The following is a 20325-nucleotide window of genomic DNA, read 5'->3' on the forward strand; positions in this document are numbered from 1 at the left end:
TATCTCTGTATTATCTTAAAAGTTAGCGATCATTAGTCATAGTAATTTACTATCGGCAATAGAGGCTGAATTACTAAAGCAGGTTTGCTTTTATCAAAGCCTCATCGATAGTGCTGTGATGCTCTTTAGCTAACCAAACTAGTGGCAAGCGAATGCCTTTATCTATCATGCCCATTTTGTGTAGCGCATATTTTGCAGGAATAGGACTGGACTCAATAAATAAGTCGCGGTGCAGATGTTTGATGACATCATGAGCCTCTTTGGCGGCATTAAAATCACCACGCAAGGCTGCTGAGAAAGTCTCGCTCATCGCTTTTGGCGCAACGTTAGCTGTGACTGAGATATTGCCTTTTGCCCCAAATCTCATAAGCTCAAGAGCGGTACCGTCATCACCGGATAGCACAATCATTTTGTCGCCTAGCGCTGTGATAAGCTGCTCGCCGCGAGCCACCGAACCGGTAGCATCTTTTATAGCGACGATATTATCAATATCGGCTAAGCGCTCGACTGTAGCTTGGGCGATATCGACCACGGTACGACCCGGTACATTATAGAGCATTTGCGGCATAGCTACTGCTTCAGCGATAGCTTTGTAGTGCTGATATAAGCCCTCTTGTGGCGGCTTATTATAATAAGGCGCGACAAGTAGCGCGCAATCAGCGCCCGCATCTTTGGCATCTTGAGTAAGCTTGATAGCTTCGGTAGTATTATTAGCGCCAGTACCAGCGATAACTGGAACCCGGCCTTTGACGTGCTGCACATAAAAGCGAATAACTTCACTGTGCTCTGCCATAGATAGTGTCGCTGACTCGCCAGTAGTACCTACCGCTACTAAGCAGTGAGTCCCCTGCTCGATTTGCCAGTCTATGAGATCTGCTAGACGTTTATAATCGACCTTGCCATCAGGATGCATGGGCGTCACTAAGGCTACCATTGAGCCTTGTAATTGGGTTTTGATATCGTCGTATGCTGTACTCATAACCATGCCTTACTGTTTTTTCAGGGTAACATTGTCAATTTAGTATAAAACTATATATAAATATAACGTTGTGATTTGGGCGTATTGGGGTTTTATAGCTACCATTATAGGCAGTTATAAATGCCCGCTAGTGTAGCATATTTTAGGGACGCTACTAGCTGTCAATTAATGCTTGCATTGTTAATAATACCGTTAAACGGTGTCTTAAAGCTAAAGCCTTAAAGCTCTCTTGCTATTCTATGCGCAGACCGATAATAGCAGGAATACCTTGGCGCACCACCTCTATAGTAACGACACCTTGCTTGGGCAGTGATGAGATAGCACTAGTAAAATCAGTCACTTTTTTAATCGACTTTTGATGCAGGTTAGTGACGATATCGCCGGCCATGATACCAGAGCGCGCCGCAAGGCCAGTAGGATCAACTGCGGTGACCAACACCCCAACCTTACCTTCCGAGGCAAACTGCGCTTGTTCATCAGCGGTCAAATCCCGTAGCCTTAGCCCTAGCTGCACCTCATTATTTTGTTGATCGCGGCCTTGAGCTTGCACATCGCTTGGCGCTTGACTCAGATTACCTCTCAAAATCAAGCGCTTACCATTTCGCTGTACTTGTACCTGAAAAGGATCGTTTGGACGGGCGCGATTGAGCAGATTGAGTAGATCATCTGTGCGTACAATTGGCACCTCATTATATTGCAAAATGATATCACCGGTCTTCAAACCTGCTTTTTGCGCCGGAGAGTCAGGTGAGACTCGCGTTAATAGTGCCCCTTGAGGCCGTGATAGCTTATACACTTCGGCCAAATTACGATCGATATCTTGAGGATAGATTCCTAAATAAGCGCGCGTCACCTCGCCGTTACTCTTAAGCTGCTCATAGATGTCCATCGCCGCATTCATCGGAATAGAGAAAGATAAGCCCATATAGCCGCCCGTACCACTAAAGATACGCGAGTTGATACCGATGACCTCGCCGCGTTTATTAAACAGTGGGCCGCCGGAGTTACCGGGGTTGAGAGCCACGTCCGTCTGAATAAACGGTACACTAGTCTCGCGCGAGAAGCTGCGTGATTTTGCACTGACAATACCAGCAGAAGCAGAATAATCAAAACCAAAAGGCGAGCCTATAGCCAATACCGGCTCCCCTACTTTAAGCAAGTTTGAGTCGCCAATGATTAAAGCCGGAAAACGCTCTCCTTTGACCTTTAATACTGCAACATCGGAGCGCTCGTCACTGCCTACTAGTACAGCGTCAAGCTCTGTCCGATCATTTAAGGTAACGGTAATCTTGTCCGCGCCGTCGACCACATGATGGTTGGTGAGCATATAGCCATCACTGGTGACAAAAAACCCCGTGCCATAAGCATGTTGAATGGCAGGGGTAGCGGGCTGATCAGGGATACGGATACGATTACCAAAGAACTGACGTAATAGCTCTGCCGTTTGCGCTTTGGCCAGCTCCTCTTCACTAATATTAGTAGTGACATTGACACGGGCAACGCCAGGGGTGACCTGCTGCACTAGCTCTGAGAAATCAGTACTAGCTACCGCCGCTTGTGCAGGAGTTGTCATTAAGCTACTAGTGACCATAGCTCCGGTACCTAGCGCTAAGCCCAATAAACTAAGCTGCGCTCCACGCGCACTACGCTGCAACCAATATCTAAAGCGGTAATCGATCAGTTGCTTCGCCATATCCTTCCCCTTGTCCTAACTTCATATTATTATTTATTAACTGGTGATAATTATTGGTATTTAACTATCTATAAAAATAGCTATGATGCAAGATACTTTTTATTCAAGTCATACAAAAAAGACTCTAAGTATGAGGCAATTTTTGTATGAATAATAGCTATCTCTATCCACTTATTGCTAAGTGAATAGTTAAGATATCTTAATAGATTAGCGATTACATAACTAGAGGTAAAGTCCGGCTTTAAGCGAGCGAATACAACTCAAATAAAATCATGCTATTATAACAAACCAAATAATATATCAGGTAAACAAAAGTCAGCTTAAATAAGTGATTTAGCTTAGCTTATAGGACAACCTTAAGGCTAACTGAATCAATAGTGATGGTTTGTTACCTCAAAACTCCTCGTCATTATTCTAATGTCAATCTGCCTTACGGTTTGTAATCATTATTTTGCGTTTTATTACCCAAAGATTTTTTGCAGTAATAAACATAAAGCTCTATACACTACGGCACAAACGCGCTCAGCGCTTTATAAGATTACGGCATAGACGCTAGAGTAAGTAAAGTATGAGAAGTTTATAAAAAGGATTAATTTATGGATACCGCCCTATTACTATCTGGCGTAGTGGGTGTTGGCATTGCCGCCCAATGGCTAGCTTGGTATTTAAAGCAACCGTCCATTTTGTTTTTGTTATTGATTGGCATTGTCATCGGACCGATACTCGGCATCTTTGATCCTGACTTGGTACTAGGCGAGCTGATGTTCCCTTTTATCTCTTTGGGTGTAGCGATTATTCTCTTTGAGGGCTCTTTGACTTTGGAGTTTGATGAGATCAAGCAGCACGGTACAGTAGTACAGATGTTGGTCTCGGTCGGCGTCCTTATTACTATCGCCATCGTGGCGCTTTCAACTTATCTATTATTCGATGTTGATCCTTTAATTGCCCTATTATTCGGGGCTTTAGTCTGTGTGACTGGCCCCACGGTGATTATGCCGCTACTACGCAGTGTCCGGCCGAACAAGACCATCTCCAATATTCTAAAGTGGGAAGGTATTATTATCGATCCCATTGGCGCTATTGCGGTGGTATTGGTCTATGAATATATCATCTCCGGCGGGCAGGCCAGTAGTCTATTGCTATTCGCTAAAATTGTGGTGTTGGCAACCGCTATAGGTCTGGCTGGAGCCTGGGTGTTAGCGTTTTTGATGCGCCGCCATATGGTGCCTGAGTTTTTGCGTAACGTCTTTACTCTAGCTTTTGTGTTAGTGCTGTTTTCGATATCGAATCATTTGGAGCATGAGTCTGGGCTGTTGACGGTCACGGTATTAGGGGTGGCGCTGGCTAACTGGCCAAAGTTCCCACGCGATACTATTTTGGAGTTCAATGAATCGCTGACGGTCCTGCTGATATCGGTGCTATTTATTATCCTTGCTGCCCGTGTTGAGCTTGCCAGTCTGCTCAGCGTTGGTTTTGCCGGCTTGATACTGTTAGCTATCGTCATGCTAGTGGCGCGTCCGTTATCGGTTTGGGCCTCCTCCATTGGCTCTAATCTAAAAACCAATGAGAAGCTGATGATCAGCTGGATTGGTCCACGCGGTATCGTCGCCGCTGCTATCTCATCGCTGTTTGCTATTCGTCTTCAAGAGTATGATATTCAAGGCGTGGAGCTGTTAGTGCCGCTGGTGTTTATGGTGATTATCGGTACAGTGATGATTCAGGGCTTGGGTGCCAAATTCGTTGGCAACTTGCTAGGCGTCCGTGAGCCTGAGACCAATGGTATCTTGATTGTCGGCTCCAACCCTATCGCGCTATTGGTCGCCACCTCCTTAAAAGAGCAAGGCTTCGATGTCATTGTGGCTCATAATAACTATACCAATATCGCGCGCGCCCGTATGAGTGGTCTACGCACTTATTTTGGTAACCCTATCTCCGATCACGCCGATCATCATCTTGATCTGATTGGTATTGGCCACCTGTTTGCCATGAGTATGGATAAAGAGATGAACACTTTATCTGAGATTCATTATCGTCATGAGTTTGGTGAGCGTAAGCTATATCGTCTCAAATTCAGTGAAGAGAAAGTTAAAAGCGAGCGCGATGACAAGCAGTCAAACTTCAGCTCGCAGTGGCTGTTTGGTAAAGATGTGACTTATACTAAGCTTGCCAGCATGCTCTCCAAAAAAGCCAAAATTAAGATCACTAACATCACCGATAGTTATAGCTTTGAGCAATATAAAGCCGATAATAAGCAATTTGTACCGCTGTATACTATTGATAAAGAAGGTAAGCTGCACGTTATCACTGATAGATTCGATGGCACAGTCTCCAAAGATCGTAAGCTTATTGCTTTAGTAGTCGATGATGAGGTACAGCCCAAGCCGGTAGATGTCACGGCTAAACAAGAGCAGGCTCGTATTGCCGCTGATGCTGATTTTGAAGCCAACTATAAGGCACCTGAAAAACGTAAAGAAAAAGAGCTAGTAGCAGAAGTCGCTATCGATAGTGATAAGCAAGCAAACGAGGTAGCCGCAGCAGCTAGCGCCTCTCAAGCAGCAAATACTGCTGATAATACTCAGCCAGTAGCGCAGACAAGCAAAGAAGCCAATCTAGCTGACAATACTGCTAAAGGCGGCAAAGCGGATAATACAGCGATCAAGGTAAAGACTGAAACCGCAACCAATGTCAGTGGCCGCGCGCCAAAGACTAAGTCGGGCTCGCTTGACCCTAACCGCTTCCCTGATAGTGGCGATAATAGCAGTAGTCATATTGAGGCTGAGACTGAAAATACTGATAAAAACAGTGATGATAAAAATAGCGCTAAATAACTTTTATCACTCGCCTACAACTGACCAAAAAAACGCCAACTTATGGAGTTAAGTTGGCGTTTTTTACTAGATAAGGACTAAAGCAAATCAAAGCTGTTCTGTACCGTCTGCCAAATCCGCGCTTCTACTTCGGCACTACTACCCGAGGCGTCAATACGCTGGATACGCTCAGGATGCTGCGCAGCCAGCGTACTAAACCCAGCATAGACTCTAGTAAAAAAATCCATCGCTTGTTGCTCAAAGCGATCAGCAGCGCTGCGTTTGCCTGCACGGATCATACCTTCTAGTACTGGCAGATCTAACCATAACGTCAGCTCAGGTAACGGCGTAATAAATTGCTCGATTAAGCTATCAATCTTTGCCAAAATCTCACTATCACCGTCCGCTCGACCATAGCCTTGATAAGCGATAGTAGAGTCGGTAAAGCGATCACAGATTACCCACGACCCGCGCTGTATTGCAGGCACAATGACTTGCTGCAAATGATCACAGCGCGCGGCAAACAGTAGTAATAGCTCGGTATCATCATTGATGTCAGTGGCCGGATCTAATAGTATCTCGCGTAGGCGCTCGGCAAATGCGCTACCGCCCGGCTCACGAGTACGAATATAGTCGATACCGGCTGCCTGCAAACGCTGACACAAGCCGTCGATAGCAGTAGTCTTGCCTACCCCTTCGGTGCCTTCAAAGCTAATAAATCGACCTACTGTTTTCACGTATTTCCTTAAGATATTAAGCTAATGGTAGTTTTTATCAAAGCTTATTAAAGACTAGTTTTATTCACTAGGCGGAGTTTGTGCCTTTTTTTCGCGCATAACCTTTAGGTACTCTTGCACCGCTTTGTTGTGCTCCGCTAAGCTATTGGTAAATTTATGACCGCCGGTACCGGTCGCCACAAAGTATAGAGCTTGGCTATCGGCAGGATGCAAAGTGGCATCGATAGAGGCAGGCGATGGTAGCGATATCGGCGTTGGTGGTAAGCCATCGATCTGATAAGTGTTATAGCCGGTCTTTTCATCGATATCTTTACGGCGAATATTACCATCGTAGCGGCTGCCCATACCATAAATAATAGTTGGATCGGTTTGCAAGCGCATGCCCATTTTTAAGCGATTATTAAAGACCGCTGACACTAATGGACGCTCATCGCTAACGCTGGTTTCTTTTTCGATAATAGAGGCCATAATCAGCGCCTCATAAGGGCTATCATAAGGTAGATCTGGCGCGCGATTTTCCCACGCCTCTGTCAAGGCTTGCTGTTGACGCTTATAGAGATCTGTTAATACTTGCTTGTCGGTCGCGCCTTCACCATAGTAGTAAGTGTCTGGTGTAAACCAGCCCTCCAAATTATAGCTGACAATAGGATCGCTACTACTCGTCACCGACTCTGGCAATATCCCGACCAAATCCAAGGCCTCAGCAATACTAGCATTGTCGGCTCCATCGACTAATACTTCTTTGACGATACCCTCATTATCACGCAAGTTTTGATACAGATCGCTTGCGGTTTTACCTTCGATGACTTGTACTTTTACCATCGCTACTTTTGCGCCCTGGCCTAATATATGTATAGCTTCTGCAATCGTTGGGTTCTCAGGCAATGGATAGATACCAGCATGCAGTGGGCCATCGACTTGCGACTTGATATAGAGCTTGGCAATACTGGCAGAAAACAGCGGAATCTGTTTTTGCCACTGCGCCAATAAGCCATAATAGGTATCGCCTGCGCCGATAGTAACTTTTTGGGCCGGCTGAGTGATACGGCCAAACAACGTCTGATAAACCATAACCAACAAAAAGGCGGCAATGAGCCCTAGCACTAATAATATCTGGTAGCCGCGCTGCATAAAAAATGATTGATTGTCTTTTTTGTAGCGTCTGGGTTTACTCTTACCACTAATCAATGAGACATCGGTGGCGGGCACTTTGTCCAAGTCATCGCTATCATTATGCGTAGCGGTCGGCTCTAAGGTTGATGAGTCATCAACCTCAGCGTTTGGCTCAGTAGCGGCATTGTCATCAGGCTTATTGGCAGGGTTTTCGGGTGTTGGCGTGCTCATGGTAACTCAAAGGCAGAAGTTTGCTAGAATTTAGCATTGAACCGTGTGCTTTTCAATGGTATTTGCTTAGCTTGTGAAATATCTTAGGGTTTGTGGCAGATTTTATGGCTTAATAGCTATTATTATATCGATAACACTCAAAATAAAGAACGCTCATTATGGATTTAAACTTCAATCGACAGCTCGCTAGCACCTATAAATCCCCTAGCCAAATTATCCGAGTATTGAGCGAAGACTGGGTCGCCAAACAAAGCTATTGTCCAAATTGTAGCAATCAGCCTTTAGCTGAATTTGATAATAACAAGCCTGTCGCTGATTTTTATTGTGCTAATTGTAGCGAACAATTTGAGTTAAAAAGTAAAAAGGCCAAGCTAAGTCAAATCATTAATGACGGCGCTTATGACACTATGATTGAGCGTATCAATAGTGAGAATAATCCCAGTTTTTTCTTTTTGACTTATTCAGCACAGTTTATAGTTAATAACTTTTTAATTATCCCTAAGCAATTTTTTAAGCCTGACATTATTATCAAACGTAAGCCCTTGTCAGCCACAGCTAAACGCGCCGGTTGGGTTGGCTGTAATATTGATTTACGTAAAGTACCTAGTTCTGGGAAAGTTTTTTTAGTCAAAAACGAAAAGATAATTCCGCGCGAAAATGTCACTCAGCAATTTCAAAAAACGCTTTTTTTACGGCAGCAATCGCTAGACTCACGCGGTTGGACATTAGATCTTTGGCAGTGTATTGATAGACTTGATGACAAGTTTTCATTGCAGCAAGTTTATATTTTTACAGATGAATTACAGCTTAAGCATCCTGACAATAATCACATCAAAGACAAAATCCGCCAACAGCTGCAAGTGTTACGGGACAAAGGTATTATTGAATTTTTGGGTCGTGGTCATTATCGGAAGTTATATTGATTTACACATCATCCCAAAGAGGCAGGTTTTTAATCGCTAATAGATGTTTATGATATTCATGTGGTAGATAGTCCTTCTCTAACTCATCATTAACGGCAAAAAAATGATGTGGATTGTCATAAACATAGTTACAGGGTTTATTTTTTACCTGTTTATTCCACTGCCATAATAACGCTAATGGTGTGCGTACAGGATTAGTAAAAGCTTGAGCTTTGATAATTATTGCACACATTACCAATTCTTCATGATGAATTTTATCTATCTCTTTTTCTAATATTTCTCTCCTAGTATGCGCATAATCAAATACGCCGCCATAGGCTACATATCTTTTACTTCTCTCAAAATAAATAACCTTAAGAGCAAGTTCTGTCTTAGTATTCAGATAAGCAAACTCATTAGGATAGCTTCTAGCCTTACGGCATAGTTTGGTGAAGATCATTAATCGACGAATTTGTAGCGGAATTCTTTGCTCTTCATAAATTGCGCGCATTAGATATCATCCTTTGTTAAAGACCATAGCATTGATCGATTAGCGTCAATGCACAAGCATAGTTAACAAAAGACGATCACTTCTCCCAGTTACTTTTGCTACGATCACCAGCACAGTATCTAGCAAAAGGCAGAGCAGTGATGACAAACGAAAAGGTATTAAAGACTTATCAGATAGAGATAGTCGAAACGATGAGCGCTATCATAGCAATAAAAGCTGAGGATGATTCTTCAGCGATTATGCAGGCAAAACAGAGGTATAGAAACGAAGATATTGAATTAAATTATGATGATTTGATAGAGACTGAATTTAATATCTTTGAAGTGGAATGAGTGATTAATTGAACTCAACCACTTCCCCCAAAAGCAAAGTAAGCGCCGTCACAGGCATAATCCCGCGTACTGCATTACAAAAGAACAGTTGGCTTAGTTTTGGCAAATCCTCGTCCGGCAATGATCTAATAATCACTGGATTTTCGGTGTTAGATAAGCTATCGATAATGACTTGTCGCATGACGCCTGCCACACCCGATTGAGTCATCGGCGGCGTGTACCATTGCCCACTGGTGAGATAATGAGCGTTATTCTTTATAGCATTATTTTGAATATAGTCGCTAGCAGTAGTCGATGTTGATAACTGGTAGAAGACATTACTCATCGTGCCCTCGACCCAATTACCTGTCATATCGCGCACTAATCCTTCACCAATGACAGATGTATCGGCTAGCGAGCTTACCGCACTCATTTTTAGACGTTGCAGCTCGCCACTAGCTAGCACATTGTCGAGACGGTTAAGGGTTTTTAGACCCGCTAAAGTCGGCGGCAGCCAAGCCAATTGCGAGGTTAGACAGATAGCGGTGGTAGGCGGCTGCAAGGTAATGTTGCAATCATTTGCTAGGCGTAATGCAGCTTGATGAATAGGCTGACTAATGGTTTGCTTATTAGCAGGCATAATCTTTAGCCAAATCTCGCAAGCGCTACCCTCTGCATTGGTGCAAAAGCAATAACCACGCACACTTTGGGTAGCACGAGTAATGATGACTTTCATTACCCCTTGCTGTAGCTGCTTAGCGTAACAGTTTAACTCTGACAATAGGCTGGGTTTGGGGATATCCAGCTGCAGCGCACGCGCATGACTAGCCAGCCGTTGCCAATGATAATCCGCCCACAATATCTTGCCATCAGTGATAGCCATAGTGGTAAAAAAACCATCAGCGTAAGCCAAGCCGCGATTGTCTAATGACAGTGAGGGCGATGATAGCGCTGGGGAAGCTAACGTCGAATTAGTTTGCTCAGCGGTAGCTGAGGGCGACTGTAGGCAATACCAGCTATCGCTATTAGCCTTAATATTTTGACTATTATTGCCACTATAAGGACTCACCGCTTAGCTTTCACTCACCTGTGCCTGCGACTTATTGAAAATAATCATACAGCTATAAAACTCACATTTGGCCAGCTCTATCTTTTGGCCGCCAGCCGTTTTATTTTTGATGATTTGACCATTGAGCATCTCAGATAGTATCTGACCGCCCTCATCGCCCATGAGCTGCCGCACTAGTTTATAAGCTTTTTTGGCATGCTCTTCACTAATTTTCTTTTCTTCCTCGGTATCGGTTGGATTGGCATAATACCAGCCCAGCTCTAGATATTTTTGAGAATCGATAACATCCAAATAAGGAGCATCGGCTTTCATAAAGCGGTATTTGGTCGCCGGATTACTGGCATAATCGAGGCTGTTTTTGTCAGTAGTGACCACTTTACCAAAAGTCTTTTGAATATCCTCCAATTCATCAAGGCTAACCGGCTTGACCGAGTCTTTACCCCAGCTAGCGACATTATAGCTGACTGGCACTCCCTGCTCAGAAGCTACCCCATCAGCGTCAGCGCTATTGGCCGCTTCATCAGAGGTATTGGTGTCATCACTAGCCACTGGTTCGGTTGTGGTATTGGTCTCGGCTTCGACGTCTTGGCTTGAGTTGTTACAAGCGCTCAAAGACACGCCAGCTATCATCATCACACCAACCATCAAAGGTTGAAGGCTTTTATTCCACATGGGCAATTTACTCATTTATTTGAAAATATTGACTATAAAAGACATCAAAAAGTTAAAAGTCATCAAACACAGTTGCTATGAATGGGATTTTACCAAAACTTTGATGAGCACAGTTTACCGAACTGCTGTAGCCTTGACTAGCTTTTACGTTACTGATACCCCTTTGAGGGGCTACAGATTTGTTAATATTATTGTCGATTGCTAACGCTTTGCAAGCCAAATTTGTGCCACAAGCCGCTATCGCTTATGATAACTGAGCCGCAGATTTTGCCACTCCCTTTAATACAGTAGTAACGACAGGATTTTAGATATGACTCAGCATTTTATCGTTATTGGTAATCCCATCAGTCACAGTAAGTCACCACAAATACACCAAGTGTTTGCCACTCAAGCCCATATCGATATTAGCTATCAGCGTCAGTATTGTCCGGATAATGAGGCGAGCTTTGTGGCGGTCGTTGAGGCTTTTTTTCATGGCGGCGGCGTCGGTGCTAATGTTACCGTACCCTTTAAGCAGATCGCTTTTGCCTATTGTCAAACCCAAGGCGGTTTGTCTGAGCATGCTCGCGTGGCAGGAGCGGTCAACACCTTGTCAATAAAAGACGGCGCGGTTTATGGGGATAATACCGATGGTCAAGGGTTAGTCAATCATATTATCCACTTAGGCTGGCCTCTCGATGGTGCGCGCGTAGCTATCATTGGTGCAGGCGGCGCGGCTCGCGGCGTGATACTGCCCTTAATTCAAGCCGGTATTGGCTCATTGACGCTAGCCAATCGCACGTTGAGTAAAGCGCAAACCCTAGTTGCCGAGCTCAGCGCTGCCAGTCAAACCATTGAGCAGCATAGTGTTAAAAATGGCATTGCCACTTGTCTCACTTCTGAGCTAACGGGTGACTTTGATCTAGTTATCAATGCCACCTCCATCGGTCTGAGCGAGGCAAGCTTACCACTAGCCGCTGATCTTAACAGCCATTATGCTTATGACATGATGTATGGACGCGACTTGCCGTTTTTGCAGCACTTCGCACAGCGCGGCGCGATAGTCTCTGATGGTTACGGTATGCTTATCAATCAAGCGGCGCTTAGCTTTGAGCGTTGGACCGGACATCAGGTAGAGGTGATAGCAGCGACACAAACATTATCCTCGTAGTCGCTATAGCATTATAAAATATAACTGCCCTTTTGAATTTTAGCCTAATTTTTTTAGCCTAATTTTTAGCTTAATCTTTAGGGTCAGTGCCAAAACGTTGTAATAATCGACGCTCTAAACGCCCTAAAGGCAAGCGTAGCAATGAGGACTGCGTAGCGAGACCACCACTGATACCTACTAAGCAGCCAAGAGCGGTATCTAGCATTCGTGCTTGAATGACTTGTTGATAAATTTGCTTAGAGAGCGGTAGACCACTACCGTATTCGGCGATAAATATCGTAAGCGGCGTGATAAAGATCACCGCAAGGCCATAATGACGATCCACTAATGACTCGATACCAAGCATCATAATAAAAATAGCCGTAGCTACTTGCCATGAGGATAATTGCCAAGAGAGCATCCAAGCGGCCAGTCCCATGCCTATCAAAGTACCGAGCAGGCGATGAAACTGCTTGACCCACATCGTACGCAGATGAATGCCTTGGATAATAATAAAGCAGCTCACTGCCGCCCAATAGGGATAGGACATCTGTAGCAGTAATGCGATGGACAACGCTAGGCTGACAAAACCTGCCACCATAATACTCTCACTGAGGGTCTCTGGCTGATAGCTATCACGGGGTAGCGCAGTGCGTGGACGAGTCGCTAATAAAAACAGCGAATATAATAGCGCCATTATTAGCGAAAAGCCGCTACCGAGCATCACCAGACCTGTCGCTGATAATATCTGCGATAAAGAAACCGGAATGAACAAAGCTATAGCCGTCGACATCATCACAAACAGACCCGCTGGCGGTGGCTGGCTGTAATAACGACCCAATACTACAATGGCAAAAGCTATCAGCGCAAAAACCGGAACCTTTATAACAGCGACTTGCTGCGCGATTAGGCCCAAGGCAAAGCATAAGGACATCGCAAAGCCCCAAGCCATCACCGTAACCAAACGCTGCGGCAATGACCCAGTGAACGGCAAGTTCAAAATCACCATCGCTCCTAGTGAAGCCTTGATACCGGATGATATCGAATTAAAATAAGCGCCTATAAATATCGGAAAACTAATAGCGATAGCGGCAACCATAGGCATATGCCATGGCCTACGACTTTGGTTTACGGTTAGCAGATGCTCAAGCTCGCCACTAATCAAACGCTTTATAATCATTAGCCAGCGCTGCATCAATCGTTTATAAGTAGGGTTACGGGGTGGTACTGAGGACATCAAAAAAACCTCTAACTGTTCTGTAATCTCTAGCAACTAGCTATTATATGATTAGCTATATATAAAAAATGGTAATAACAAAAGACTTATAACATGAATATTAGTTATATATAGTATATTTGTGGCTTTATACCCTTTATACTGAGCTTATTATTGCCCTTATAATTTTGTGCTACTAAAGCTATTTTTAATTTTTAGTGACATATCCTTAGTCACTAAAAGCTCAATTTAATAAACTTTGCAGACAACCACTCGAGATGGATTAAATGATCTAGTCATCGACTGCTGGTCTCAACTTATAAAAGAGAATGACTATGTTAACTTACAAAGCTCCTTTGCGTGATATTAAGTTTTTGATAAATGATGTGTTTGACTTTCAATCCCATTACAAAACTTTAGATAATGGCGAAAACGCCGATCCGGAAACCGTAGATATGATTTTGCAGGGTATGGCAGACTTTGCCGAAAACGTGCTGTCACCTATCTATCAGCCAGCGGATGCAGAAGGCTGTCATTTTGACAATGGCGTGGTTACAACCCCAAAAGGCTTTAAAGAAGCTTATACTCAGTTTGTTGAGGGCGGCTGGCAAGGTATCTCCTATCCTGAAGCTTACGGCGGTATGAACTTGCCGATGTCTATCAACTTGATCAAAGCTGAGATCATCGGTACTGCCAACTGGCCTTGGTCTATGTATCCTGGCCTATCGACTGGTTGTATCAATACTATGATGCAATATGGTACTGAGGAGCAAAAAGAGACTTACTTGCATAAGTTAGTTGAAGGCTCTTGGTCGGGCACTATGTGTCTAACTGAGCCGCACTGTGGTACTGACTTGGGTCAAGTGAAGTCAAAAGCTATTCCACAAGAAGACGGCACCTACAAACTATCTGGCACCAAGATTTTTATCTCAAGCGGTGAGCACGACTTAACTGAAAACATCGTCCATATCGTCCTAGCTCGCCTACCGGATGCCCCGGGTGGTACTCGCGGTATCTCACTATTTATCGTGCCAAAATTCCTGCCAAACGCGGAAGGCGAAGTGGGCGAGCGCAATGGCGTCAGCTGTGGTTCTATCGAGCACAAAATGGGTATTAGCTCGTCAGCGACTTGTGTACTCAACTTTGATGAAGCGACGGCTTTTTTGATTGGTGAGCCAAACCGTGGTCTAAAAGCGATGTTTACCTTTATGAATACCGCACGTATTGGTACGGGTATCGAAGGCCTTGCTCATACCGAACTGGCTTTCCAAAACGCGCTACCTTACGCCAAAGATCGCCGTTCTATGCGCGCCTTGTCAGGGACTAAAGATCCTGAAAAAGTAGCCGATGCTATCATCCATCATGCCGACGTACGCCGCATGCTATTGACCCAAAAAGCCTTTGCCGAAGGCGGTCGCTCGATGATTTATCATTCTGCGCGTTATGCGGATAAAATGTCGCAAGGTATCGCTAATGGCGATGATGCTGAGTTTGAAAAATGGGATGACAAATTAGGCTTTTATACCCCAATCCTAAAAGGCTTCTTAACCGAGCTTGGTATTGAAGCAGCGAAGCATGGCCAGCAAGTTTATGGTGGTCACGGTTATATCAAAGAATGGGGTATGGAGCTGATCGCTCGTGATGCTCGCATCGCCACTATGTACGAAGGTACTACCGGGATTCAGGCGCTAGATCTATTAGGCCGTAAAGTTATCTTGCAGTCGAAAGGTAAAATCATCCGCGATTATACGTCTAGCATTATGAAGTGGTGCAGCGAGTATGCTTTAGATAAAGATATGCGCAAATTCGTTTGGGCTTTGACTAAGCTATGTGCAGAGTGGAACACGCTAACGGTACGTTTGATGTTGATGGCGCGTAAGGATCGTGAGATCATCTCAGCGGCCTCTGATGACTACCTAATGTACTCAGGCTATGTGATGATGGGCTATCACTGGGCCCGTATGGCGGCAGTGGCTTATGACAAGCTTGAAAATGGCGGGGCTGAAGCACCAGAATTCTACAAAGCAAAAATCCAGACCGCTGAATTTTACTTTGATAAGCTATTACCGCGTACCTCAGGCCACGCCGAGGCGATGGTAGCGCCAAGCGAAAGTATGACCGCTATGGACATCGATAGCTTTGCCTTTTTGGACTAAAACAAACCTTTGTTATTGAACTTGGATAGTTAATAAAACAAAAGCGTCTAATATAAGATTAGGCGCTTTTTTTGTGATTAAAGATAAAGGTATAATTTATTTTTGGTAATAAATAATAAAAATAGGAGCTAATTATGTCAACTAAAGGCACTCACCTTTCATTCTCTATAATTCCTCTAAGAGTCGCTTTTGTGACTGCGCTATTTATGCTTGCAACGACTCATAGTAATGCTAGCACTACTGCCAATACCGCCTCTAATGCTACTGCTATAAAATTTGCTAAAGGCCGCGTCAGTACTAATATTAGTGGCAAGCTAAGCCCAAAACAAAACGAGCACTGGTATCAATTTGCAGCTCATAGGCATCAATATGCCATTATCAATCTCTCGCCGCTTGCTGGTACTAGCGAGACGGCCAATGTGGGCGTGCTACATATGCCTAATGGCGAACAGGACGGCACTAAAGGCGGCATTATCTATCAAGGCTGCTTGCCTGCTAATGGTAATTATCGATTGCGTATAGCACGCAATCTGATGGCGACTCAAGGCAAAACCGCTGGTTACAGCGCTGAGGTCATCGTGCTACCCAAATACGCTAGCGAATCGTTATGTCAGTAGCTATAGAGGAATAAACTGAAATACAAAAATTAAGCTTATAAAAAGCTGTGATAGAGCTTAGAGACTAAACATTTTTTTGTGATAAATAGCGCTAATCTCTTCTACTTCCACGCATATCTGTAGCGCGGCGCGGCCTGACTGATCCTCTTTAAGGGTTTGTTCTATGGTGGTGACTAGGATTTCAGCCAGCTGATTACGAGCAATAATATCGCGTCCAACGATCAGCTTAAGGTGCGCGTAGATAAAGCCATACTCTTGCTCATCATCCTCAATCCCAACCAAAAAAGTATCTACAGGTAATAATCTAGCCTTAATATCAGTAGGCTTAGCAAAGTGACCGCTATTCCATAAAGCTTGATTAAGCGCTTTTAGTAGCGTTTCAGGGCGCTCTATACTGACATTAGGAGTCGCTTGAATAGTGAGATGCGGCACAGCATTTATCCTTGTTAATCGTAGTTATTTTAGCATTGCCAAAATTTTAGCACGTTTAAGCTTTAGCAAAAGCTTATTTAGTACCCTGTCTAAACCCAGCCAAAAGTTAATTATCTACAATATCAGCGAAATGTGCCCGTAGAGTCTCGGCAAGCTCGGTAACGGCAAGCTCCATCTCTAGACCACGCCGCCCTGCACTGACGTATATTGTCGGGTGATTTTTTGCACTGCTGTCTATCACTGTGATTAAGCGCTTTTTTTGTCCTAATGGGCTAACCCCGCCTAGCACATAGCCGCTACTACGCTCGACCTCTTTAGGCTCTGCCATTTGTACTTTTTTGCAAGCTAAGTTCTTAGTAGCACCAAGCGCTTTGGCTACTTTTTTGAAATTGAGGGTATGATCACTTGGCAATACCCCAACCGCTAATTGTCCGTTATCCGTCTTTACTACTAAAGTCTTAAACACACGCTCAGCGGCAACGCCCAATTTTTCAGCTGCCTCTAAGCCATAAGAGGCAGCAGCGCTGTCATGAGTATACTCATGGATTTTATAGTTGAGTTTTTGCTGTTTGGCAAGGTTGATAGCAGGGGTCATAGTCGTTCACATTATGGGTTAAAATTGAGGTATAAAAACTATTTTAGAGTCCATTATTTTAGCTTAGATATAAGTCCTCTAAAATACAGATACTAATGCAGTTACTAATACAGATACTGAGGATATATATCGCTTTGTCTGCTTTTGTGGCATCATAAGCACATTACATTTTGCAGAATATGACTTTTAATTATGATACCCTGTTTCCTAAAAAAACGCCTACTAAGATCGCAAGCCGTTGACAATCATGAGAGCCCAACTGCTCATAAAGACACCGATCAAACTAAGCCACAAGCTGATAAAAATAGCGATGTTTACGCTGATAATAATAGACTAGTAAATACCTCTTATAGTAAAGCGCCCATTAGCCAGATCTATCGCAAACTATCAGGTCAAGCTCTTAGTATTAGCGTAAAGCCTAAGCTGCTTGGCGAGCTGCCAGTACTTAATGACGACGAGCAAATCCTAACCTTTTATGTGCTACAAGATTATTCACGCTCCAACAGTATTCTTATTGATTTGCAGACTGGAGAGCATAAGTTGCCGCCAGCTCTGGTTGGAGTAAAAGACGCCGCTCACAATATCGATGAGAACGCGGCTATTATCTTTTTGCATCATCCCAAAGCTAGCGATGAGCAGCTGTCACCGCGCTTAGCTCGCCTTGTCGCTGCTACCTTACAAAACCCTGAGCTAAAAATAAGATTGATTCCAGTCTCCATCCTTTGGGGCCGAGCTCCTGAAAAAGAGGACTCTTTATTTAAGTTATTGATGACCGATAACTGGGAAGATCCTAGCTTTACCAAGCAGCTCTTTAATATCGGAGTGATGGGACGCGATACCTTTGTGCAGTTCCATGCCGCGCAGGATTTGCGTACTATTATTTATAGGAGCTTGAACGAGGGGTTAGATGAGTCTGCTAGCGCCGCTACTAGCAATAATAGCTCTATAGTTAATACTAATGATTTGGCTGACAGTCCTATAAAGCAGGCCATGGAAAATACGGATTTGGCAACCAATCTAGCCAAAACCTCAAAGCAGCTTTCAGAGGATAAGGAGAGTGCTCCTCAAAGCCCAACATCTAGCGCTTCGCTATCGGTGTCTGAGTCGACCACTGACTCTAGCCAAGCCTTGATACCAGTAGCCGATGCCAATCGTGAGCTGCTGCGTAGCTTGCAATATCAGCTAGATGTCTACTTAGATAAGCAGCGTGCTAGTATGTTAGGCCCTGATTTATCTGATAGACGCAATCTGGTCGATAAGCTGATTTATTCGCCTGCTATCAAGCACGCTATCGAAAAAGAAGCGACAGAGACCGGCGTGACCGAGCATCAGGCGCGTGATATTGCGCGCGGCTACGCTAATGAGATGGTTAATAATTACTCCTACCCTATCATTCGTGTCTTTGAGCGCTTTTTGACCTGGCTTTGGACACAGCTTTATGATGGCGTAGAAGTGCATCATTTTGAGCGCGTGCGTGCCTTGGCGACTGATCATGAGATTATCTATGTGCCTTGTCATCGTAGCCACATCGATTATATGCTGCTATCTTATGTCATCTACAAGCGTGGTCTGAGCATTCCTTATGTGGCGGCAGGCGATAATTTAGACGTTCCAGTTTTGGGCTCTTTGCTTCGCGGCGCAGTAGCTTTTTATATTCGTCGTAGCTTTCGTGGTAACGCGCTATATACGGCAGTGTTGCGCGAATATATGCATACGCTCATCAGCCGTAATACCCCGATCGAGTACTTTATAGAAGGCGGACGCTCACGTTCAGGGCGCTTGCTACCGCCAAAGATGGGCATGCTAGCGATGACCGTCCACAGTCAGCTACGCCGTACCAACAAGCCGGTGGTATTTATCCCAACCTACATTGGCTACGAGCGTATTATGGAGGGCGGCACCTATATTGGTGAGCTCAAAGGCAAGCCCAAAGAGTCTGAATCGCTGATTGGCCTATTAAAAGTGTCTCGCAAAATTGAGCGTATCTTTGGTAATGTACATTTAAGCTTTGGCACTCCGCTACATCTGAGCGACTTTTTAGTCAAGTTCGATGTAGAGGCCGATAGCTTGCCTGCGGATCGTACTGATACGCCTTTCGATAAAAAAGCTAATGCTATGGTGGATAATATCGGTGTCAAAATCATGCAGCACATCAATAAGGCGGCAGTGGTCAATCCAGTGTCGCTATTATCGCTAGTGCTATTATCAGCACCTAAAGCGGCGCTCGATGAAGTCATCTGCCGCGAACTGATTGCCCTATATCAAGGTATCGCGCGGCATCTGCCTTATGCTGATGATACTATCGTCACCGATATGAGTCCGCAAGCTATTATCGATTATGGTATTAAGCTCAAGCTCATTGAGCGTATACCGCATATCTTAGGCGATATTATTCAGGTTGCTGGCAAGCAAGCAGCGCTACTTAGCTATTTTCGTAATAACATTCTGCATGTCTTTATTTTATTATCCTTTTTGGCGGCGTTAGTGGCTCGCAATGGCCGCATTAAACGTAGTCGCCTTGATAATATCGTCTCACAGCTGTATCCGTTTTTACAGAGCGAGCTGTTCTTGTATTATCCTGCGCATGGCCTGCAAGCTGTACTCGATCAAAAGATTGATAATTTAATTGAGCATGGTCTAATTGTAGAGCTAGAAGATGACTTTTTGAGTGCTCCTGCCGCTAATAGTAGCCGCTATCAACAGCTACAAGTCCTCGCCACGCCAGTAGAGCAAAGCCTTGAGCGCTACTTTATGACCCTTGCTTTACTGGCACAGCAAGGCTCGGGTAATCTTACGGAAAGCGAAGTGGTTGATCTGTGTCATCTACTAGGTCAGCGTCTGTCTGTGCTCTACGCTGATGATATCCCTGATTTCTTTGACCGCTCGCTCTTTACTAGCTTCGTTAATGCGCTGATTCGTCTTAACTATCTGCAAAAGGATGAAGAGACTGGCGTATTAACCTTTGATCAGCGGATCAATAACATCGCCCATCATGCTAAGTACATCTTAACGCCTGATATGATGCAGATATTACAGCAAGTGGCTAGTCTTGATGAAAAAGAGATCTTACATGCTATTACTGAGATTAGTAATAAAAAACAGCGTAAGTTTGGCCGTAAGCGTTAGTATTTGCTTAAACCCTAAGCCAATGTATT

17 protein-coding genes are annotated in these 20325 nt (G+C 44.3%); 7 read left to right on the top strand and 10 right to left on the bottom strand.

Going from position 1 to position 20325, the window contains the following annotated elements:
• Nucleotides 1–73: 73 nt before the first annotated feature.
• A complete protein-coding gene (gene dapA, locus M0N77_RS10560; RefSeq protein ID WP_353105141.1) occupies nucleotides 74–979 on the bottom strand; it encodes a 4-hydroxy-tetrahydrodipicolinate synthase in 906 nt (301 codons plus the stop codon).
• A gap of 232 nt (nucleotides 980–1211) precedes the next feature.
• Entirely contained in the window at nucleotides 1212–2570 is a 1359-nt protein-coding gene (locus tag M0N77_RS10565; RefSeq protein WP_353105629.1) for a Do family serine endopeptidase, read from the bottom strand.
• Nucleotides 2571–3268: 698 nt separating this feature from the next.
• On the opposite strand from M0N77_RS10565, the gene M0N77_RS10570 reads away from it, so the two are divergent.
• Complete coding sequence (locus M0N77_RS10570) at nucleotides 3269–5500, top strand: sodium:proton antiporter (protein ID WP_353105142.1); 2232 nt, start codon at nucleotides 3269–3271, stop codon at nucleotides 5498–5500.
• Between the two features lie 77 nt (nucleotides 5501–5577).
• Here the strand turns inward: M0N77_RS10570 and tmk are convergent, their stop codons facing one another.
• Together tmk and mltG are read right to left on the bottom strand one after the other, a co-directional pair.
• Entirely contained in the window at nucleotides 5578–6216 is a 639-nt protein-coding gene (gene tmk, locus M0N77_RS10575; protein WP_353105143.1) for a dTMP kinase, read from the bottom strand.
• 60 nt (nucleotides 6217–6276) lie between these two features.
• Nucleotides 6277–7560: an endolytic transglycosylase MltG gene (gene mltG / locus M0N77_RS10580; RefSeq protein ID WP_353105144.1), complete on the bottom strand. Its 1284-nt coding sequence runs from the start codon at nucleotides 7558–7560 to the stop codon at nucleotides 6277–6279.
• 158 nt (nucleotides 7561–7718) lie between these two features.
• Here mltG and M0N77_RS10585 point away from each other — a divergent pair, with 158 nt between their 5' ends.
• Nucleotides 7719–8483, top strand: coding sequence for a DpnI domain-containing protein (locus M0N77_RS10585; RefSeq protein ID WP_353105145.1), 765 nt, complete (start codon nucleotides 7719–7721; stop codon nucleotides 8481–8483).
• Between the two features lies 1 nt (nucleotide 8484).
• On the opposite strand, the gene M0N77_RS10590 is transcribed toward M0N77_RS10585, so the two are convergent.
• Nucleotides 8485–8973 carry a hypothetical protein gene (locus tag M0N77_RS10590; RefSeq protein WP_353105146.1) on the bottom strand — a complete coding sequence of 163 codons (489 nt, stop codon included), beginning with the start codon at nucleotides 8971–8973 and terminating at the stop codon, nucleotides 8485–8487.
• A 140-nt stretch (nucleotides 8974–9113) separates the two neighbouring features.
• On the opposite strand from M0N77_RS10590, the gene M0N77_RS10595 reads away from it, so the two are divergent.
• The gene (locus M0N77_RS10595; protein ID WP_353105147.1) at nucleotides 9114–9305 is read left to right on the top strand and encodes a DpnD/PcfM family protein; all 192 of its coding nucleotides are present in this window, start codon (nucleotides 9114–9116) and stop codon (nucleotides 9303–9305) included.
• A 4-nt stretch (nucleotides 9306–9309) separates the two neighbouring features.
• Here M0N77_RS10595 and M0N77_RS10600 read toward each other — a convergent pair whose 3' ends face one another.
• Both M0N77_RS10600 and M0N77_RS10605 read right to left on the bottom strand, forming a co-directional pair.
• Nucleotides 9310–10353 (bottom strand): aminotransferase class IV, encoded by a 1044-nt coding sequence (locus tag M0N77_RS10600; RefSeq protein WP_353105148.1) that lies wholly within the window; start codon nucleotides 10351–10353, stop codon nucleotides 9310–9312.
• A 3-nt stretch (nucleotides 10354–10356) separates the two neighbouring features.
• On the bottom strand, nucleotides 10357–11025 hold the full coding sequence (locus tag M0N77_RS10605; protein ID WP_353105149.1) for a hypothetical protein: 669 nt from the start codon (nucleotides 11023–11025) through the stop codon (nucleotides 10357–10359).
• 310 nt (nucleotides 11026–11335) lie between these two features.
• Between M0N77_RS10605 and aroE the strand changes: the two genes are divergently transcribed.
• Nucleotides 11336–12175: a shikimate dehydrogenase gene (gene aroE / locus M0N77_RS10610; RefSeq protein WP_353105150.1), complete on the top strand. Its 840-nt coding sequence runs from the start codon at nucleotides 11336–11338 to the stop codon at nucleotides 12173–12175.
• Nucleotides 12176–12245: 70 nt separating this feature from the next.
• Here the strand turns inward: aroE and M0N77_RS10615 are convergent, their stop codons facing one another.
• Nucleotides 12246–13391 (bottom strand): FUSC family protein, encoded by a 1146-nt coding sequence (locus tag M0N77_RS10615; protein ID WP_353105151.1) that lies wholly within the window; start codon nucleotides 13389–13391, stop codon nucleotides 12246–12248.
• A 314-nt stretch (nucleotides 13392–13705) separates the two neighbouring features.
• Between M0N77_RS10615 and M0N77_RS10620 the strand changes: the two genes are divergently transcribed.
• Nucleotides 13706–15526 (top strand): acyl-CoA dehydrogenase C-terminal domain-containing protein, encoded by a 1821-nt coding sequence (locus M0N77_RS10620; protein ID WP_353105152.1) that lies wholly within the window; start codon nucleotides 13706–13708, stop codon nucleotides 15524–15526.
• Nucleotides 15527–15660: 134 nt separating this feature from the next.
• Nucleotides 15661–16143 (top strand): hypothetical protein, encoded by a 483-nt coding sequence (locus tag M0N77_RS10625; RefSeq protein WP_353105153.1) that lies wholly within the window; start codon nucleotides 15661–15663, stop codon nucleotides 16141–16143.
• A 57-nt stretch (nucleotides 16144–16200) separates the two neighbouring features.
• Here M0N77_RS10625 and M0N77_RS10630 read toward each other — a convergent pair whose 3' ends face one another.
• Nucleotides 16201–16575: a 5-carboxymethyl-2-hydroxymuconate Delta-isomerase gene (locus tag M0N77_RS10630; RefSeq protein ID WP_353105154.1), complete on the bottom strand. Its 375-nt coding sequence runs from the start codon at nucleotides 16573–16575 to the stop codon at nucleotides 16201–16203.
• A gap of 106 nt (nucleotides 16576–16681) precedes the next feature.
• Nucleotides 16682–17170, bottom strand: coding sequence for a Cys-tRNA(Pro) deacylase (gene ybaK / locus M0N77_RS10635; RefSeq protein ID WP_353105155.1), 489 nt, complete (start codon nucleotides 17168–17170; stop codon nucleotides 16682–16684).
• A 192-nt stretch (nucleotides 17171–17362) separates the two neighbouring features.
• Between ybaK and plsB the strand changes: the two genes are divergently transcribed.
• The gene (gene plsB / locus M0N77_RS10640; protein ID WP_353105156.1) at nucleotides 17363–20296 is read left to right on the top strand and encodes a glycerol-3-phosphate 1-O-acyltransferase PlsB; all 2934 of its coding nucleotides are present in this window, start codon (nucleotides 17363–17365) and stop codon (nucleotides 20294–20296) included.
• Nucleotides 20297–20325: the final 29 nt, after the last annotated feature.

It is taken from the genome of Psychrobacter sp. AH5 (genome assembly GCF_040371085.1).
Classification (GTDB): Bacteria; Pseudomonadota; Gammaproteobacteria; order Pseudomonadales; family Moraxellaceae; genus Psychrobacter.

What these genes read in the sequence shown, in the direction of transcription:
- dapA (WP_353105141.1), bottom strand. Translation starts at nt 979, where the DNA reads ATGAGTACAGCATACGACGATATCAAAACCCAATTACAAGGCTCAATG.
- M0N77_RS10565 (WP_353105629.1), bottom strand. Translation starts at nt 2,570, where the DNA reads ATGGTCACTAGTAGCTTAATGACAACTCCTGCACAAGCGGCGGTAGCT.
- M0N77_RS10570 (WP_353105142.1), top strand. Translation starts at nt 3,269, where the DNA reads ATGGATACCGCCCTATTACTATCTGGCGTAGTGGGTGTTGGCATTGCC.
- mltG (WP_353105144.1), bottom strand. Translation starts at nt 7,560, where the DNA reads ATGAGCACGCCAACACCCGAAAACCCTGCCAATAAGCCTGATGACAAT.
- M0N77_RS10585 (WP_353105145.1), top strand. Translation starts at nt 7,719, where the DNA reads ATGGATTTAAACTTCAATCGACAGCTCGCTAGCACCTATAAATCCCCT.
- M0N77_RS10590 (WP_353105146.1), bottom strand. Translation starts at nt 8,973, where the DNA reads ATGCGCGCAATTTATGAAGAGCAAAGAATTCCGCTACAAATTCGTCGA.
- M0N77_RS10595 (WP_353105147.1), top strand. Translation starts at nt 9,114, where the DNA reads ATGACAAACGAAAAGGTATTAAAGACTTATCAGATAGAGATAGTCGAA.
- M0N77_RS10605 (WP_353105149.1), bottom strand. Translation starts at nt 11,025, where the DNA reads ATGTGGAATAAAAGCCTTCAACCTTTGATGGTTGGTGTGATGATGATA.
- aroE (WP_353105150.1), top strand. Translation starts at nt 11,336, where the DNA reads ATGACTCAGCATTTTATCGTTATTGGTAATCCCATCAGTCACAGTAAG.
- M0N77_RS10615 (WP_353105151.1), bottom strand. Translation starts at nt 13,391, where the DNA reads ATGTCCTCAGTACCACCCCGTAACCCTACTTATAAACGATTGATGCAG.
- M0N77_RS10620 (WP_353105152.1), top strand. Translation starts at nt 13,706, where the DNA reads ATGTTAACTTACAAAGCTCCTTTGCGTGATATTAAGTTTTTGATAAAT.
- M0N77_RS10625 (WP_353105153.1), top strand. Translation starts at nt 15,661, where the DNA reads ATGTCAACTAAAGGCACTCACCTTTCATTCTCTATAATTCCTCTAAGA.
- ybaK (WP_353105155.1), bottom strand. Translation starts at nt 17,170, where the DNA reads ATGACCCCTGCTATCAACCTTGCCAAACAGCAAAAACTCAACTATAAA.
- plsB (WP_353105156.1), top strand. Translation starts at nt 17,363, where the DNA reads ATGATACCCTGTTTCCTAAAAAAACGCCTACTAAGATCGCAAGCCGTT.